The sequence below is a fragment of the Microcoleus sp. BROC3 genome, from assembly GCF_036702515.1.
Taxonomy (GTDB): Bacteria; Cyanobacteriota; Cyanobacteriia; order Cyanobacteriales; family Microcoleaceae; genus Microcoleus.
Genome location: NZ_JAUBTQ010000015.1, coordinates 18,631 through 36,942, shown reverse-complemented (window position 1 = coordinate 36,942; position 18,312 = coordinate 18,631). Strand labels below are relative to the sequence as shown.

Below are 18,312 nucleotides of genomic sequence, written 5' to 3'. Positions count from 1 at the left end.
ACTTGTCAATTGTAGATTTTAGATTTGGGATTTTGGATTGAAGAATTTTCCTATCCCCCACTCAGGTTGGGGAATTGCCCTGAATTAGCTGAAGAATTTGCTCAAATTGATACTGGTTGGCAAGTTCAGTCAGACGGGTAGCAAGTTGAGCGAGTTCTGGAGACAGTTGAGATACAAGTTCAACGATCGCCCCATCGTCTCCACATACAGCATCCTCCTCCAATTGAGCCAGCCATGCTTCTGGTAATGTTGCCATAAGTGTTGGAGCGAGGGAATCTGAAACGGGAGAGATCGTAGAGGAGAGGTATGTTTCCTGTTTCTCATGCACTGTTCCCTCTTTCTGGTAGACATACTCTAAGCCCAGGTATTCCGCCATCTTGAGAAATAGCGTATTTTCTCGGAAGGGTTTGCTGATGTAGTCGTTGCAGCCAGCAGCGAGGGCGAGGGTGCGATCGCTCTGAGAAGCCTGTGCTGTTAGTGCAATAATGATGCTGGTTTGTCCCTGTTCCATTGCCCGAATTTTTTTAGTGGCTTCGTATCCATCTAGCAAGGGCATTCTGATGTCCATCCAGGTGAGGTCGGGTTGCCATTCAAGCCATAGCTGGATTGCCTCCTGTCCGTTGGTAGCTTCTCGTACCTCCAATCCTAATTGTGTCAGCAATCTGACTATCAACAGGCGATTTTCGGCGCGATCGTCAACTACCAAAATGCGATGGTGGGGTTGACCGGGAGCCAGCCCTATCACGAGGCGATCGTGCTGTTCGGATGTGAGGTTAACTCCACTGGTGGGAGTGATGGGGAGAGTAAAGGTAAATGTAGTTCCCTGTCTTAAGATGCTACTAACAGCAATTTCTCCGCCCATGAGCTCTAAGAGTTTGCGGCTAATGGTCAATCCTAGCCCTGTGCCACTTACCGATTGCTTTCCAGCTTGGGCTTGCACGAACGCATCGAAGATAGTGTCAATTTCTTCGGGTGCAATCCCTACACCCGTGTCACTCACTGCAAACTGGAGAATAGTCCGAGTTGTGAATGCTACTTCTGTAGTGGGAGCCTTGATGCTGACGCGCAAAGTAATGCTTCCCCGCTCGGTAAATTTAATCGAATTACTCAAAAGATTGAGCAAAACTTGGCGCAGTTTTTGAGCGTCGGCAAGAATAAATTGGGGAACTTCGGGAGCAATCTCGAAACAAAGGTCAAGTCTTTTAGAACTGGCTCGTTCTGCTAACATATTTCGCAGGTTATGTAGCAAGGCAATTAAGTCAAATCCACTTTCTTCTATTGTGCAGTGTCCTGATTCAATTTTCGAGAGGTCTAAAATATCATTAATCAAACTCAAGAGATGGTCGCCACTGCGACGAATGGTTTGTAGGTCTTCTTGCTGGTTGGGAGTGAGGGAGGGGTCATGGGTCATTACCTGGGTAAATCCCAGAATTACGTTGAGGGGTGTGCGGAGTTCATGGCTCATATTGGCGAGGAAGATACTTTTCGCCATGTTTGCTGATTCTGCAGCTTCCATTGCTTGTCGCAGTGCTAGTTCTTTTTGTTTGCGATCGCTGATGTCTTTGTGTGTTCCAATCATCCGTAAAGGCTTACCCTGTTCATCACAGGCAACGACTTTCCCGTAGTCAGCGATCCACTTCCATTCCCCTGACTTGCAACGCACGCGATAATCAAAGGCATACTTAATTGAGCTATCTTGCAAGTGACTATTGAGATACTCAAGAACCCAGAATTTATCATCAGGATGAATCATCTGCTCCCAGAGGTTCAAATCCATCACCAACTCACCCGGCTTGTAGCCCCGCATTTCCTGGTAGTGGGAACTCAGGTAAAATTTTCCAGTTTTAATGTTCCAATCCCACAGTCCATCTCCAGAGGCTTCTAGTGCTAGCATTAAGCGTTCCTCACTCATTTGTAAAGCGGTTTCAGCTTGATTTTGTTGCGTCAGATCGATCGCCACACCACCGACTAGCATTTGCCCAGATAAGTCGGGGATGAGAAATTTGTAAACGAGAAAATCACCCAGCGTTCCATCTCGACGGGGCGCAACCTCAACCGTTTCAATTACCTCCTGAGTTTGAATAACCCTTTGGATATTGTCGAGAAATTGTTGGGCGATAGGGGCGGGGTAAAGTTCAAAAATCGATTTTCCAATCAGCTCGTCAGTGGGTAACTCGAAGGTATTAAAATAAGTCTGGCTGGCATAGAGCATTACCCCATTTTCGTCGGTAATCCAGGCAGGAGCAGGACTGTGATTCATGAAGGATTGGAAGCGAGTTTCACTCTCTCGGAGTGCCTGTTCTGCTTGTTGACGTTCCGCTTCGTTGCGTTTGCGATCGCTAATATCCCGGCAGATACAGAAGTTCATCATCTCATCTTGTAATTCCACCCGGTTCCAGCTAATTTCCACGTCATATACAGAACCATCCTTGCGGCGATGTCGCGTCTCAAACAGCGGAATAACCTCCTCTCTCTGGAGCATAACTTGTAGTTCTTCGCTCGTCCATTCAGCATCCCAATCAAACACACTCAGATTCAGGGTTTCTTCTAGGGTGTAGTCCAGCATTTGAGCAAAACTGGGACTAGCTTCGACAACTTTTCCGACCCAATCCATGACAACAACACCGTCCATTGAAGTGTTGAAGAAGGCTTTACTCCGCAGGAGTTCCTGTTCTAGTGCAAATTCGGCTTTTTTGCGATCGCTAATATCTTTCATGAAGCAGTAATGCCCCAAAAATAGATGCTGTTCGTCGTAAGTTGAAATCATCACCACTTGTTTGTAAAAAACCGAACCATCTTTACGAACCCCTTTCGTTTCAACTTCAACTCTGCCCTCTTGCACCATCAGCCAATAAGCTGCAACCAATTTTTCCAACTCATCGGGAGCGACGGTCTTTTCCCAGAACATCCCCATCATTTCTTCTGGCTGATAGCCTGTCATGTCAGCATAAGCTTTATTGACATATAGGTAACGCCCTTGTACATCCAGTTTGGAAATGCCGGACACCGCATTTTTCATCACCTCACTCATTTCTCTAAGCTCTGCTTCTGCGTGTTTGCGATCGGTGATATCTTGTGAAAAACAAAGTAGGTACTGGGACTGATGCTGCTGGTCGTAAATGGGAATCTTCACCGTATGCAGCCAACGTTTTCCCAGACTCTGACTGTCAATGACTTCTTCGAGAATATCCTCAGTCTTACCTTTGTCAAAGGCTTCTCTATCCTTTTGGTCAAAAAAGATAGCCTGTTCTGTTGGAAAAAAATCATAGCCACTTTTGCCGATCGCTTGTTCGGCTGAAATGCCAAATAACCGTTCGCTGGTTTTATTCCAAAACTGAAATACGCCAAATCGTTTAGGCTCTGCGTCCTTAACAAAAATTGCAATCGGTAGATAATCCAGCAGTGCTTGTAAGAAATTACGAGTTTTTTGGATTTCCAGCTCTACTTTTTTGCGCTTGCTAATATCAATAAACGTAACTACAACTTGTGTGATTTGACCATTTTGAGCGAACTCCGGGAAGGCATTAACTAATACCCAAACACAACTATCAATTTCTTTTTTAATTCCTAAAACATAATTTTTGAGGGAACTTCCACTGGATAAAACCTGATTGACCGGATATTCCTCTAGGGGCATAACGCTGCAATCTTCCCGCACAAAATGCCAGGCCGGAGATATCGCAGTTTTTCCCAGCATTTGATCCATTGAAAGCCCTAGTAATTCACAGGCCGTTTCATTACATAATTGGATGCTGGTATCTGTCGCATGAATCACAAAACCCGCATTTAAGTTATCGATCAATTGCCGGTATCTGGCTTCGCTGACCTGTAAAGCAACTTCAGCTTGCTTGCGCTCCGTAATGTCGGTGTGAGAGCCAGCCATCCGAATTACGTTACCTGCATCATCCCAAAGTGCCTGACCGCGATCCAAAATCCATTTGTAGGAACCATCTTTGCAGCGAACGCGATGTTCTGTGATATAAAAAGGAGTTTTCTTGGCAAAATGGTCTTGAACGGCTTGCATCACCCATCCCAAATCATCGGGATGTACCAGATTAGCCCATTTGTCTAGAATGTTTTGGATTTCACCATCTTCATAGCCCAGCATTTCCTTCCAGCGACTAGAAAAGAAGACATCATTGGTTTGAACATTCCAATCCCAAATGCCGTCATTATTCCCGCGTACAGAAAGTTCCCAGCGTTCTTCACTTTGACGTAGTGCTGCTTCTGCTTGTTTGCGATCGGCAATATTCCGGGCAATCTTTGAAGCTCCAATTATATTCCCTGCTTGGTCTTTAATGGGGGAGACACTCATCGAGACATCGATTAATGTTCCATCTTTCCTCAGCCTCTTTGTATCGTAGTGTTCGATGCGTTCTCCTCGCTGGATTTTGGTGAAAATTTCGTTGGCCTCATCTCGATAGTCTGCGGGAATCAGTTTACTCCCTGATTGCCCTACTATTTCGACGGCTGTATAGCCAAAAATTGTTTCGGCTCCTACATTCCAACTTGTAACTACACCCTCTAAATCTTTACTGAGAATGGCATCTTCCGAAGATTCAACGATCGCAGCTAGTCGAGCGATCGCAATTTCTGCCTGTTGTCGCTGGTAAATTTCCCATTGCAACTGGCGATTGGCTTTTTTGAATTTATCGACTTTGCAATAACTAACTTGTGCGAGATACATGACCCACATAAGAAGCACAACTAAAACTAAGCCACCAATTAATACAACTCTAGGCCAATAAAACTTGACATTCTCTACTAAATCTAAAGTTGGATAAACATCTATTCTCCAGTCTACACCATAGGCTTTCACTACAACTGTTTTCTGAGCTGAATATGGAGACAAAGACTCTTGACCGTAGAGCAAACTTGTGCCACCATAGATAGCCACATTGTACCCGGGCGACACTTTTAAAATACTTTCAAATAGAGTTTGAAGCTGAAAAACTCCGACAATCAACCCATCAAAACGTTCACCTACAAACAAAGGAAAACTTGCTATAAATCCTTGACACCCTTGAACAAGTGAAATATTGCGACTTAAGATAGGTTGACGCAAATCACGAGCTACTTGCAAAGTAATTTTGCGACGCAGTTCCCCATTAAAATCTAGGTTTTGCGCTGCCTCATTCCGTGCCTGTGGCGCAACCCATCGCACTTTAAATGATGGATCGACTAATTCGATCGCCTGATAACCGTAGAAATCCTTTACATAAGCCTCAGCATCGGCTTCCCAAAGAGCCTTTGGTGTACCGCCATTGGCTTGCCAGCGATTCGCCATTTGCCGAAGCGTCAACACCCGAATGGATAATCCTTCGGTCAGTTGTGACTGAATCGCATTGGCTTCCTGCTGAATTAACTGCTCGATGTGAATTTGTCCGTTGATGGTTAGCTGTTGCCACGTAAATAAAACAGCAAGAGAGGCCACCACACCAAGCAAAAGAGGTAGCAATCGTTTAAGTGGTGTTTGGCGTAAACTTATAATTACGTTGAGTCGAGGGATCACCATAAATTAAGCGATAGATGAATAGGGCTGTCTTCCATTTCTTGGGCGAGAGTTGGGTAATTTAATGATGCTATAAAAAAAGTTGAGAGCGTGAAAACCAGTTAGCCATAAGACAATATCTAAACTTTATTCCCCCTAAATTGAGCTATGAGATTCCACCGGCCAAGAATGTTGTTCCTTAAGCCCTAGCTGTCTAACTAGATTTAGAGAGGGCGATGAGCCACATCTGTTCAGATTGTAAATAGGTATTGTTTGCCAACATTGGCGACAAAACCAGTAGATTTGATGCTTGCGAACGTGACGGAGCATTTGATTCGAGCAGCAGGGGGAGTGTGTCCAAAAGACATATTTTTTAACTAAGGGGTATTTGATTCTTGTTGCAAAGTGCTGTAAGCTCGGTTGAAGCAACCATAACAATACCCTAGAGAAAAAATAAATATTGGGTAAAGAATATAAGAGGGTTAAGGAAAAGATACAAGTTTAAACATTCCGTAATAAAATTAAGAGCGCAGAGAATTTTTATCCCACAATACGCACCTTGTAATGTCCCATCTGGTTTTTTATAATTCTATACTATTCAGATGCAGCTTTTGATCCCCATTCCTACATAAAATGGTTTTCCTGTTCCCCGATCCCTCTGCCCTGTTCCCCGTTCCTTGATGCGATCTGAGACTCTAAATCCCAGCCCAACACATTGGCAGTTTGAACAGGAACCATAGCTGCAGGGAGGGGATTCACTATCACTGCTGCCAGGTGATATGGACAGTTTTAATTAATTGTTGACTATAGCAAGGTAATAAGTTGTCACACCAATTCTTTCCCAAAACTTCTTTTTGTGTATAACCCGTGACGATGAAGAAGAAAGGATTTACGTAGTTAACATTTCGCGGTCGCTCGAGTAGGACGCCGATCAACTGCACGTTATCCAATAGCGATCGCCAGCTTCGTTATTGATGATAGCCGATCGCACGGGCAAAGCAATTGGGTTATGGGCTCGGCTTTGCGATTTTGGCTGTGCCAGCTTTTTTGGGGCTGATATAGCAATCCTTGCAGGAGTCGTAAATTTTTTACTCCACCCCAACCCTCCCCGAACCCGCTCTGAGTCCGTAAGAAATTCACAAATGATGCGAGGATTGCTATATTTACTGGGATGGCTTGGAATATGACTTTTAGTTTCTATCAGTCGCTTTCCGCGATTCCGCGAGAACTTAAGGAAGCTGCTCAAGTTTATCGGCTCAATCCTTGGCAGCCGTTCTGGACGTTAGAATTGCCTGCTGTTGCGCTCGGGCTGGTGTGGAACAGCGTCATGTCAGTGGGGGGCGGCTGGTTCTTTTTGATTGCGATCGATTTTTTTACTCTGGATGACAAAAAATTTAATTTGCCTGGACTCGGTTCCTATGTAGGCAAGGCAGCCAATGAATGCAATTTTGGGGCGCTCGGCTGGTTTTAGCAGTATTAATTGGTGTGATTACAGCCATATGTTTTTTCATTTAACAGCCTTTGATTGCTCGGCTAATAAAGGCTGTTAAATATCAATCCGTGGAAGCTACGAATGTACCGCAATCAAATGTGTTATATATTTTAAGGCGACCGGCAAAGCTGCGATTTTAGAAGTCGCGTATTTCGCCAATCAGGGGCAGTTTCGATCGCGGTTGGGCAAGAGCTTTTGCACGTGCTAATTTACCAACAAATTCCCGAAAAAAAGCCGTATCGGAAAGTGGATAAAGTGGATATTTGTCAGTGGGTTTGCCCTCATTGTACTGTGGGGAACTTGGGAAAGGGTGCTGCTGCTGCGGTTGTTGAGTTTGTCTGACTGGCAAAAAGTCATAGGAGGTGCATTTTTCACAGCTTTGCGCGTCATTTGCGCCCTATTTTTATCGCTGTTGTCGATAGTGGCGATTGGAGTGGCGATCGGTCGAAATCCGCGTTTAGCTCAGATTTTGCAGCCATTAGTACAAATAGCCACTTCTGTACCTGCAACGGCTTTATTTCCAGTATTGCTACAAGCTTTAATTCAAACGGGAGATGGCTTATAAATTGGTTCTGTAGCGCTGATGATGTTGGCTACAATGTGGTATAGCAATCCTAAATCATTTGTGAATTTCTTACTCCCTCCCCGCGGGTTCGGGGAGGGTTGGGGTGGGGTAAAAATTTTACGACTCCTGCAAGGATTGCTATATTTACTGTTTAATGTTATTGTCGGCGCTAAATCAATACATTCCGAGTTATTTGAAGCCGCGTAAGTTTACAATTTTTCCCTGTTTCAGCGATGAAAAAATTTAAAATAACCCGGAATTTTTCCTTATTTAATCACATAAATTATTGCGGTGGGCGGAGCTTAAAATGCCAGTATTCTCAGCAAATACGTGCAGTCTAAAGGTAAAATAATTACAACAAGCGGTTTGGGTGAGACGATTTTTAAAGCAACGGCATCAGGCAATTTTCCTTGGCTTTTAGCGGCTACTTCTGTGATGTCGCTGTTGGTTGTATTGACTAACCGTTTAGTCGACAGCTTTCCCTTGTGGCAGAATAAAAATATCAATTGTTGGTTTGATTCGGGAAAAATAGGACTGCAATATAGAAGTCGAAGCTGAGCGAAAGCGGCGGTCAATTCTCTGCTCTTGCGACTTAATTAAAGCAGGCGACACTTTTATGCTGCCAAACCCCCGAAACTTAATTTTAGACGGTGCTGGTTGAAGTTAGCCGATCGCACCACCCAAAACACCCCAATCGCCCAAAATACAAGCACCCAAATATATTGACAAGATTGTTTTTTTGCGTATCATATTAAAAACCAGTACAATATCTATTCGGATGCCGAACGAATGAACTCAACGCTAACCAATAAAAACCTAAAACTCGCAGCATTTACAGCCATATTTGCGATATTATTCCCCGCAGCTTTACCTACAGTTGCCTCAGCCCAAACAGCACTGGAAGAAATTCGGCAAACCGGGATTCTAAAAGTCGGTATCAGAAAAGACGCCCCTCCCTTCGGCTACTTAGAAGGTGAAAAATGGCAAGGAGTTTGCATGGAAGGCTTAGAAATTTTCCGAGCTGACTTAGAAAAAAAAATAAATCGCTCCATCCGCTTAGAAAAACTAGAAACAGACCTCAACGAATCAGCCGAAAAAGGGCGCTTCCGCAGCGTAACCAGCAAGCGCGCTCACCTAGAATGCGGGCCTAATACAATCCTAAAAAATCCCCCCAGCGGGATTGCATATTCACTGCCTTTTTTATACAGCGGCACATATCTGTTAGTCAAGCCAGAAAACAGACTGAAAGTCAATCCTTCGGGATTCCTGCAAGACGTGACCATTGGCGTGCTAAGCGGTTCTGTTACCCAACAATTCATTGCAGGCCGATATCAACTAGCCAACCAGCAAATTTATGAATGTATCGCGGGCAGAGAGTCGGGTGTAAAAGATGCGGTATCAGGAACAATCGATGCCTTCGCTAGCGACGGAATGCTGTTAGTAGGAGAAGCGCTGAGACAGGGTTTAACTCAAAGCCAATATTCTGTTATACCGGAGCAGCCTTTAACCTGCATTTCTTACGGCATGATCCTGCCAGCAAGCGACACTGAATGGAAAGAAACAGTCAATAATTTTATTCGCAATCAAAGTTCGACGAACCTGTTGGAAAAAGTGCTGGGGCGCAATTCTCCTTTCCTACCGATGAGTGTCGCCGATCGAGATAAATGTATTTGAACCCAAATCGGGCAACGTGTTCGGCGCGCACCACAAGAATAGGGATAATATGCGTATATTGTCAGGGCAAGTCCGATCGCTGCAACCAGTGGCGTCAATAGGCTCTAAACTGGATTCAGGAAGGCGCGCAGCACAGGTTTAGGAGGGTCATCAGTGACAGAAAAAAATTATCAATCGTCTTCTCTACCCACCTACGCGCGAAAAGAACTGCGGGAATTAGTTCGATCGCAGTTAAAAGCCCTGTTGGAAGAAGGAGACTTTAAAGGAGCAAAAGCGATTTTGCACCCGGTGCAGGAAGCAGACATAGCTGAAGCTATCGAAGGTCTGCCAGAAACCATGCAAGTAATAGCTTTCCGCTTGCTTTCCAAAGACGAAGCAATCGCAGTTTACGAATATCTCGACTCCAGCGTTCAGCAGTCCCTCTGCGAAAAATTTAAACGCCAAGAAGTCATTGACATTGTAGACAAAATGTCCCCGGACGATCGAGCTAAACTGTTTGACGAACTGCCGGCAATATTAGTCCGCCGCCTGTTGGGTGAATTGAGCCCGACGGAACGAGAAGCAACGGCGCAACTCTTGGGTTACGAAGCCAGTACCGCCGGCCGGATCATGACCCCGGAATACATTTCTCTGAAAGAAAGCTTTACCGTCGCTCAAGCTTTAGACAGAATTCGCTCTTTGGCTAAAACTACCGAAACAATTTATTCTCTTTACGTCACTGACGCCGGACGCAGCTTGACCGGTATTTTATCTCTGCGGGATTTAGTCACTTCCCCCCTCGACAAAACTGTCGGGGAAATTATGACCCGCGAAGTAGTTTCTGTTCAAACAGGAACGGATCAAGAAGAAGTCGCTAGGCTGATCCAGCGTTACGATTTTTTAGCCGTGCCCGTTGTAGACCGCGAACAGCGTCTGGTGGGGATCATTACAGTTGACGACGCGATCGACATTTTAGAACAAGAAGCCGCCAAAGATATTTATACCTTGGGCGGCGTCCAGTCCGGCGGGGACAATTATTTTCAGACAGATTTAATCACTGTTGCCCGGAAAAGGGTCGTGTGGCTGTTTGTTCTGCTTTTAACTAATACTGTCACCGGCGCAATTATTAGAGCTCAAGAAGATATTTTGCACCAAGTAGTCGCCCTAGCAGCCTTTATTCCCCTGCTGACGGGCACTGGAGGCAATGTCGGAGCTCAGTCCTCAACTGTTGTAATTCGCGGTTTGAACACTGACGAAATTACAGCAATGGGCCCGTTTCAAGTAATTGTTCGCGAGGGGATGGCGGGAGCGCTGCTAGGAGCTATATTGGGGACTGTAGCGACGGGCTGGGCTTACACTCTGCAAGGGAATTTAGCAGTGGCAACCGCGGTGGGGGTGAGTTTGTTGGCGATCGCAATTTTAGCTTCTATTGCCGGTTCAGCTCTGCCGTTTCTATTTCGTTCTTTGGGCTTAGACCCTGCTTTAATGTCTGCTCCTTTTATTACCACCGCAGTTGATGTCCTCGGGGTCTTGATTTATTTCACTTTAGCTCGACTAATTTTGCAGCTTTAATATATTTAATTACATGGCTGTCAATAAAAAACTTAATTTGTCGATCGCCAATGCTCAATTCTGGGCCTGCGTGCGATCGCACTTTATTTTTACCCGCATCCTTGCACCAGTAAAAAAAAATAATGCAACTATAGGCCCGTGTTCCAAACTCCGAGCTTCATCAGTCATTCCACATCTAAAATCTAAAATCTAAAATCTAAAATGGTATTAGCCTATGTCATCATCCAATTCACCAACCAAAAGCCAAAATCCCAAGTCGAGCAATTTGTTAGAAACTGCTGAATTGGTTTTTCTTGCTGCCTCTGCTGTGGGATTGGCTGCTAGTTTGGTTTGGGGGCAGAGCGTTTATGCCCAAGTGCCTGTAGTGATTTCGCTGGTGTTGAATTTTGTCAACCGGCAGAAGTTGCACGGGCAAGTTAAAGCAAGTACGGCGGCAACGTTCGATCGCGTAAATCAACAAGCAGTTACTACCGATCGCGCGATCGAGCAATTGCAACTTGCTGTAAATGCTTTAGACGAAGCTGTTTCCCAAACATCTCGCGAAAATCTCAATGTTGGGCCTGGAGAAAACGTACACTCTCTAATTTCAGCAATTGAGAACCTGCGCCAGCGACTAATAATTTTAGAAAAAACTATTAAAATGATTCAAAGCGAGATCGAACTCACCAGCCGCCAATTCAAACAGCGACCGGAGTTGCAACAAGTCGAAACTTTGACAACAATAATTTTGGACTTGCAGCAGTTTATCAACGAACTACCGCAGTGGGGCAGTTTGCAGCAGCGGCAGCTAACAGAACTTCAGCAAAAAGTAGACAGTGCTTTGGCTGAGCTCTCAGAAGAAATTGCTGTGATTCCCAACCGGGTGCAGGAGGCTGTAGCTAGTAGCGGCGGGGAAATTAACCAACGGTTTAGTTCGGGTTTTAATGCCGATCAAAAGAATGCTTATCGACCTAAAACCCAGAATGAGAAAATTCGCCATAAATATCCCAGAGCTTATGTCAAGTGGAGTCAGGATGAAGACGAAAATTTGAAGAAAGAATATGCTAGCGGTCAACAAATTGGCGAATTAGTTCAGAGATTTCAGAGACAGCCAGGTGCCATTCGTTCGCGATTACAAAAATTAGGATTAATCGAATAATGGTAAGTGGTAATTGGTAATTTGTAACCACAGAAAACAGACAACAGTCAACAGTCAACTGACAACTGACAAATAATATCAAATCATTTAGCATCCGAATGATTCAGATCTCTATTCTCGACCTCTGCGTGAATCTGCGTCAATCCATTGTCATCTGCGGTTAATAAATTCTCTTTTTTTCACCGCAGATACAGGCAGATTAACGCAGATTAACGCAGATGAATTAGATCGATTCCGCTTCCACCATCCATCCGTGATTGTTGACCTTTCGGCTTCGCTCAGGTCATCGCTGTTGACTGGATTTGACTATTTCGATGCAACCGGAATTGATATAACAAAGCGATCGCCCTTTTTTTTCAAAAGAGCGATCGCTTTGTTTCTGTATTCAGTACCGGCTGCCAACAGCGGGCCACTAACATTACATCTCAAGGCTTTTTAGCCTTGGTCTACCTCATTCTAGAAATCTTGCGGTAACAAAGAACTTAAACGCTCCAACAAAGGATCGGAATCCCGACGAGGAGTAACCTCAGCATCAGAAACTACACGATCGTCAGCCACAGACTCAGACTCCATCGGGTTAGGCTCTACTACTTTTGAAACTTGGGCAAAAGAAACTTGAGCAAAGTTACTGTTAACACTCCCCTGCAACTGATCCAACTTGGCGCTGAGTTGACTCAGGTGATGTTCCAGTCCCTCCAAACGGTTTAATTCCTCAGCAGAAACATTGCGCTCGAACTCAGCAAATTTGACCGCAAGTTCAGCAATACGCTGTTCCAACCCCTGAAAGCTATCTGTAGAGCTAGCAGACTCAGATACAGACAAAAACTGCCACAAAGCTTGCTTGCAGAGATTGCTGAAAGTCTGATACTTCGTGAAAGCCAACTCTTTTTCAATAGCGGCCAGCAAAGTTTGATCCGCAGCATCTTCCGTAAACGCCACCGAGAAATTAGCCTTATTTTTTGCCCACAGTGCCATAGGGTTCAAGCCTTAATGCGTTACTTAATCGTGGCTAGCTGAGCCTCAGCATAAATAAACTGTCCCAAAGCATTAGCTTTCCGAGAAGGCTGAGCCAAGTGAGCCTTAAGATTGGCGTCTTTAAGCAAGGGTTGCAGCACCTCCCAGAAAAACTCGCCGCCGCCGCCAGTCAGAACCACATCCGTCACCCGTTCCGGCAGCCACTGCACCAAACGTTCGGACAGTTCGTTAGCGAAAGCCTCGCGCAAATCCTTAATAATCGGATCTAAATTAGTCGGCTTAGTCGCTCCTCTCGGACGGTAGAAACGCTGGCCTTCCGGTTTGTTCACCGCTTCCAGTAAAGACAGAGATTGAGGGTCTGCTCCCGGAATCTTTGAGGCAACTTGTTCGTAGAACTTGTTCATTGCGAAGGAATCGCTCTTAGAAGCCGCCCGGGCGAACCGGAAACGATCGACCATTAACAAATCAGTAGTTTGGTGTCCGATATCGACAACAGCCACCGACAGTTCCGGCAACTCCGGGGTAAACTCCTTATTGTCTTGAGCCTCGCACCAAATTAAGCTGCCGAATCCTTCCGGCATCACCCAAACGTGGCGGATGTCAATTTCCAAACGCTCGCCGCGGTACACCATAACGTGGGGAGAGCGCAGTTGGCTGATAATCTCTTCCTTTTCCTTCTCAAACTGATCCTGCGAATAAAATGGCAAACCCAGCACTACTGCCAATTCGCCCTTCATCTGGAAATATCCAGCACAGGAAAAAACCTTAACCAAAGCATCCACTACTTTCGACTGGTCTGCGCCGCCGAGATTAGCGCCAAAGTCCGCAGCCAGTTGGCCTATAGCGTACCCTTTGCCCTGGTATTCCAGCCACATATCCAACAGAGGGTCTGTTGCTTTGGACTCAAAGCTGCCGCCCCGCACCTTTTCCACGGGCATAGCAGCCACGTTGGCAGGGATGAAAACCACACTGCTCGGGTTGCGACTCACGCAAGCTTTAGTTGCCGTCCGACCCAAATCAGCACTAATAATCGATTTGTGAGAAGCGACTTTAGTCTGCTGCGTCAGCATAGCCGAATTAGGAACAAGCTGTCTAGTTGTCATTGAAATGTGTTACCTCACTGAGCCTCACCATTATCATGCCTTATCCCTTGACACTGCCGCCTTTAAAGACAGTTGGTTTTGCGGCGATTCTTCTAACTTTACCTAGATCGGTATAGAAATCAGCACCAAATATTATATTCGGGACGATCGCCCTTAATGGATTTTAGATTTTAGATTTTAGATTTTAGATTTTAGAGGCGACAACAGGGGCCGCGGTCCGGGGGCTTGTACCCTGGATGGTTTCGGTTGAGGAGTATTCTCGATCGATCGCGGCAATACGCCCTGTTGCCTGAGAGTGCATTGTTAAGTTAAATTTAGTTAAGATTCTGAGTGTAAACTTTTGTCGCACTCCTCCGACACCGCGATCTTACCCGATCTGTCCCCAATTCAAGGCACCCGCATTTATGAAAATTTCTTGGCGAACTATACTACTTTGGACTTTACCCGCCTTAGTCATCGGCTTTTTCTTGTGGCAGGGGGCCTTTGCCCCATCCCCGGGAGAAATGACAAAGAACACCGCCAGCACTCGCCTGAGCTACGGTCGATTTTTAGATTACTTAAACGCCGATCGAGTCACCAGCGTTGACCTTTACGACGGAGGTCGGACGGCTATTGTCGAAGCAGTCGATCCCGAACTGGACAATCACGTGCAGCGGTGGCGGGTGGACTTGCCCTCAAATGCCCCAGAACTGGTTTCTAGACTCAGAGACTCCAAAATCAGCTTCGACACTCACCCGCTGCGCAACGACGGCGCAGTCTGGGGACTTTTAGGCAATCTAGTATTTCCCCTCTTGTTAGTAGCAGGACTGTTTTTCCTCTTCCGCCGCGGTGGCAACGTTCCCGGCGGCCCGGGCCAAGCCATGAATTTTGGCAAGTCCAAAGCTCGCTTTCAAATGGAAGCTAAAACAGGCGTACTGTTCGACGACGTAGCAGGCGTTGAGGAAGCCAAAGAAGAACTGCAAGAAGTAGTAACATTCCTCAAAAAACCCGAACGCTTTACCGCAGTCGGGGCGAAGATTCCCAAAGGCGTGCTGCTAGTGGGCCCTCCCGGAACCGGCAAAACCCTATTGGCAAAAGCGATCGCAGGCGAAGCCGGCGTGCCTTTCTTCAGCATCTCCGGTTCGGAATTTGTCGAAATGTTCGTCGGTGTTGGCGCTTCCCGCGTCCGCGACTTGTTCAAGAAAGCTAAAGAAAATGCTCCTTGCATCATCTTCATCGATGAAATCGATGCAGTGGGCCGCCAGCGCGGTGCCGGTATCGGCGGCGGTAACGACGAACGGGAACAAACCCTGAACCAGTTGCTGACCGAAATGGACGGTTTTGAGGGCAATACTGGCATTATCATCATTGCTGCCACGAACCGCCCCGACGTGCTCGACTCAGCGCTGCTGCGTCCGGGTCGCTTCGATCGCCAAGTTACCGTAGATACGCCGGATATCAAAGGCCGGTTGGAAATTTTGGAAGTTCACGCGCGCAACAAGAAGCTGTCTGCAGAGATTTCTTTGGACGCCATCGCCCGCCGCACTCCAGGCTTTACGGGCGCAGATTTGGCTAACTTGCTCAACGAAGCTGCTATTTTAACCGCCCGCCGCCGCAAAGAAGCGATTACGATGCTCGAAGTTGACGATGCAGTCGATCGCGTGGTAGCAGGTATGGAAGGCACTCCCTTGGTGGACAGCAAGAGCAAGCGCTTGATTGCTTACCACGAAATCGGCCACGCGATCGTCGGTACAATCATTCAAGCCCACGATCCCGTGCAAAAAGTTACCTTAGTTCCTCGCGGACAGGCCCGCGGCTTGACTTGGTTCATGCCCAGCGAAGACCAAGGTTTGATTTCAAGATCGCAAATTTTAGCCCGGATTAGCGGTGCTTTGGGCGGCCGCGCAGCCGAAGAAGTAGTTTTCGGCGACGCCGAAGTTACCACCGGTGCCGGCAACGACTTGCAGCAAGTAAGCGGTATGGCGCGCCAAATGGTGACTCGCTATGGGATGTCTACCTTGGGCCCGATCGCCTTGGAAGCTCAGCAAAGCGAAATTTTCCTCGGCCGCGACTACACAGCGCGATCGGAATATTCCGAAGAAATAGCCTCTCGGATTGACGGACAAGTTCGAGCAATTGTCGATCATTGCTACGACGACGCCCGCCGAATTATTCGCGAAAATCGCACCGTGATCGATCGCTTGGTCGATTTGTTGATCGAAAAAGAAACCATCGACGGCGAAGAGTTGCGCCTAATCGTCTCTGAATACACTTTTGTTCCTGAAAAAGAACAGTACGTTCCTCAACTTTAAGACTTGTTTAAAAATTAGGGACACGGCCTTGCTGTGTCTTTAAAAAGTAGGGACGCAGCACTATTGCCACCTCCCTACTTTTTATTATTAAACTGTCAATAATATTAAAGCGCCCCTAAACGCCAATTAACGCAGATGAATACTACATTTGCCATACATACTAAGAATTGGTCATTTTTTTTTATAGCAACTTGGATATTTTTTTCACTCAATACTTTGAGCGCCCGCGCCGAAAAATTAAGATGTTTTGTAGATATTTGCATCGACCCCAGCAGCGTTGAATCAAGCAAATCCGATATTCCCGGTGCTCCTTCTTATCCCGTCCGAATTATTCTAGGAACTCAGCAGTTTAGTAACGAGAAATTGTTGGCGCAAATGGAAGTTAACTGCCAGCAGCGAGAGTTGAGAACCGTCCGAGTTAGCGAAGATGGCGAAAATTGGTCGAATTTCGCTCCGAGATGGACTTTAGTCGATCGCAACTCATCTTTGTCTCGGCTGGTTGACTATACTTGTAAATTGGCGATCGCAGAACAAGAGAATAAATAAGTAGACCAATAAAAAAAACAGATCACCTATATCTTCAACCCCTGTCCCTTGCGGGTGCAAGTCTGACAAGCAGCGCTTGAAACCTCCGAGTGTTAATATTACACTCAATCTAAAATCTAAAATCTAAAATCTAAAATCGGATGACAAACCCCACCGAATACCGACAAAGACGCGAACAACTAATGGCAAAAATCGGCAGCGGAACGGCGATATTTCGCAGCGCGCCCGCAGCCGTCATGCACAACGATGTAGAATACGCATACCGACAAGATAGCGATTTTTTCTACTTAACCGGTTTCAACGAAGCTGCGGCGGTAGCAGTGCTCGCGCCGCACCACGAAGAACACAAATTTGTGTTGTTTGTGCAGCCAAAAGATTTGGAAAAAGAAACTTGGCACGGTTATCGTGCCGGAGTAGAAGGCGCTAAGGAATTGTACGGCGCGGATGAAGCTTTCCCCATCGCCGAACTTGCAGAAAAATTGCCGAAATATTTAGAAAAAGCCGATCGAATATACTATCACTTCGGGCGCGATCGTACTTTCGACCAAACAGTCCTCAATCACTGGCAGCGCTTGATGGCAACCTACCCCAAACGCGGCACGGGCCCCACAGCAGTCGAAGATTCTAACATCATTTTACACCCGATGCGGCTGGTGAAAAGCGAAACAGAATTAGCATTAATGCGAAAAGCCGCTAAGATCTCAGTTGCAGCGCACAACCGCGCCCAAGAATTCGCCAAACCGGGCAGGTACGAATATGAAATTCAAGCTGAAATAGAACATACTTTTGGCTTAAATGGCTGCACTCCCGCTTACCCTTCAATTGTTGCATCTGGTTACAATTCCTGCGTTCTCCACTACATCGAAAACAACCGGCAAATGCAGGAAAACGATTTGTTGCTAATAGATGCCGGTTGTGCTTGCGGCTACTACAACGCCGATATTACTCGCACCTTTCCTGTCAGCGGCAAATTTACAGCCGAACAACAGATAATTTATGACTTAGTTTTGCAAGCACAATTGCAGGCAGTTAGTCAAGTATATCCGGGAAATCCTTACAGCAAAATTCACGAAACAGCAGTGCGCGTTTTGGTGGAAGGTTTGATGGATTTAAAACTTTTGGTGGGGGACATTGAAGAGATAATTAAAGAAGAGAAATACAAGCCATTTTATATGCACCGCACCGGTCATTGGCTGGGACTGGACGTGCACGATGTCGGCGTTTATCAGTACGGCGAAAATCCGCAAGTTTTGCAGGCAGGACAAGTGCTGACGGTGGAACCGGGGATTTATATTTCTCCTTATATTAAACCAGTTGAAGGACAGCCGGAGGTTCCTGAAAAATGGCGCGGTATTGGCGTGAGAATTGAAGATGATGTTTTGGTGACAGTTGATTGTCATGAAGTCTTGACAGCGGGAGTTCCTAAATGAAGGTAGAAGGCTTTCGGCCCAAGTCTAGAAAGATTGACTAATTAAGTTGGCTGTGT

At 46.1% G+C, this 18,312-nt stretch carries 12 protein-coding genes; 8 read left to right on the top strand and 4 right to left on the bottom strand.

Annotation, left to right across the window (positions count from 1 at the left end; genetic code table 11):
- Nucleotides 1–61 precede the first annotated feature (61 nt).
- On the bottom strand, nt 62–5,515 hold the full coding sequence (locus QUB30_RS11890; protein ID WP_333333388.1) for a PAS domain S-box protein: 5,454 nt from the start codon (nt 5,513–5,515) through the stop codon (nt 62–64).
- A gap of 737 nt (nt 5,516–6,252) precedes the next feature.
- Complete coding sequence (locus QUB30_RS33830) at nt 6,253–6,441, bottom strand: PAS domain-containing protein (RefSeq protein ID WP_445300485.1); 189 nt, start codon at nt 6,439–6,441, stop codon at nt 6,253–6,255.
- Nucleotides 6,442–6,674: 233 nt separating this feature from the next.
- On the opposite strand from QUB30_RS33830, the gene QUB30_RS11885 reads away from it, so the two are divergent.
- The 5 genes from QUB30_RS11885 (at nt 6,675) to QUB30_RS11865 (ending at nt 11,911) form a co-directional block, all read left to right on the top strand.
- Entirely contained in the window at nt 6,675–6,962 is a 288-nt protein-coding gene (locus tag QUB30_RS11885; RefSeq protein WP_445300484.1) for an ABC transporter permease subunit, read from the top strand.
- 355 nt (nt 6,963–7,317) lie between these two features.
- A complete protein-coding gene (locus QUB30_RS11880; RefSeq protein WP_333333386.1) occupies nt 7,318–7,548 on the top strand; it encodes a hypothetical protein in 231 nt (76 codons plus the stop codon).
- A gap of 789 nt (nt 7,549–8,337) precedes the next feature.
- On the top strand, nt 8,338–9,222 hold the full coding sequence (locus QUB30_RS11875; protein ID WP_333333384.1) for an amino acid ABC transporter substrate-binding protein: 885 nt from the start codon (nt 8,338–8,340) through the stop codon (nt 9,220–9,222).
- A gap of 153 nt (nt 9,223–9,375) precedes the next feature.
- Nucleotides 9,376–10,773: a magnesium transporter gene (gene mgtE / locus QUB30_RS11870; protein WP_333333382.1), complete on the top strand. Its 1,398-nt coding sequence runs from the start codon at nt 9,376–9,378 to the stop codon at nt 10,771–10,773.
- Nucleotides 10,774–10,987: 214 nt separating this feature from the next.
- Nucleotides 10,988–11,911, top strand: a complete 924-nt coding sequence (locus tag QUB30_RS11865) for a hypothetical protein (protein WP_333333380.1) — start codon at nt 10,988–10,990, stop codon at nt 11,909–11,911.
- 456 nt (nt 11,912–12,367) lie between these two features.
- Here QUB30_RS11865 and QUB30_RS11860 read toward each other — a convergent pair whose 3' ends face one another.
- A complete protein-coding gene (locus tag QUB30_RS11860) occupies nt 12,368–12,886 on the bottom strand; it encodes a hypothetical protein (protein WP_333333378.1) in 519 nt (172 codons plus the stop codon).
- 20 nt (nt 12,887–12,906) lie between these two features.
- On the bottom strand, nt 12,907–13,989 hold the full coding sequence (locus QUB30_RS11855; protein ID WP_333236522.1) for a ParM/StbA family protein: 1,083 nt from the start codon (nt 13,987–13,989) through the stop codon (nt 12,907–12,909).
- Between the two features lie 404 nt (nt 13,990–14,393).
- On the opposite strand from QUB30_RS11855, the gene ftsH2 reads away from it, so the two are divergent.
- The 3 genes from ftsH2 (at nt 14,394) to QUB30_RS11840 (ending at nt 18,256) form a co-directional block, all read left to right on the top strand.
- Nucleotides 14,394–16,280, top strand: coding sequence for an ATP-dependent zinc metalloprotease FtsH2 (gene ftsH2, locus QUB30_RS11850; RefSeq protein WP_333333376.1), 1,887 nt, complete (start codon nt 14,394–14,396; stop codon nt 16,278–16,280).
- Between the two features lie 135 nt (nt 16,281–16,415).
- Entirely contained in the window at nt 16,416–16,826 is a 411-nt protein-coding gene (locus QUB30_RS11845) for a hypothetical protein (RefSeq protein ID WP_333333374.1), read from the top strand.
- Between the two features lie 140 nt (nt 16,827–16,966).
- Entirely contained in the window at nt 16,967–18,256 is a 1,290-nt protein-coding gene (locus QUB30_RS11840; protein WP_333333372.1) for an aminopeptidase P N-terminal domain-containing protein, read from the top strand.
- Nucleotides 18,257–18,312: the final 56 nt, after the last annotated feature.

Excerpts from the sequence above, each read along its gene's own strand:
- QUB30_RS11890 (WP_333333388.1), bottom strand. The coding sequence starts at position 5,515 with ATGGTGATCCCTCGACTCAACGTAATTATAAGTTTACGCCAAACACCA.
- QUB30_RS11885 (WP_445300484.1), top strand. The coding sequence starts at position 6,675 with ATGACTTTTAGTTTCTATCAGTCGCTTTCCGCGATTCCGCGAGAACTT.
- QUB30_RS11875 (WP_333333384.1), top strand. The coding sequence starts at position 8,338 with ATGAACTCAACGCTAACCAATAAAAACCTAAAACTCGCAGCATTTACA.
- QUB30_RS11865 (WP_333333380.1), top strand. The coding sequence starts at position 10,988 with ATGTCATCATCCAATTCACCAACCAAAAGCCAAAATCCCAAGTCGAGC.
- QUB30_RS11860 (WP_333333378.1), bottom strand. The coding sequence starts at position 12,886 with ATGGCACTGTGGGCAAAAAATAAGGCTAATTTCTCGGTGGCGTTTACG.
- QUB30_RS11855 (WP_333236522.1), bottom strand. The coding sequence starts at position 13,989 with ATGACAACTAGACAGCTTGTTCCTAATTCGGCTATGCTGACGCAGCAG.
- ftsH2 (WP_333333376.1), top strand. The coding sequence starts at position 14,394 with ATGAAAATTTCTTGGCGAACTATACTACTTTGGACTTTACCCGCCTTA.
- QUB30_RS11845 (WP_333333374.1), top strand. The coding sequence starts at position 16,416 with ATGAATACTACATTTGCCATACATACTAAGAATTGGTCATTTTTTTTT.
- QUB30_RS11840 (WP_333333372.1), top strand. The coding sequence starts at position 16,967 with ATGACAAACCCCACCGAATACCGACAAAGACGCGAACAACTAATGGCA.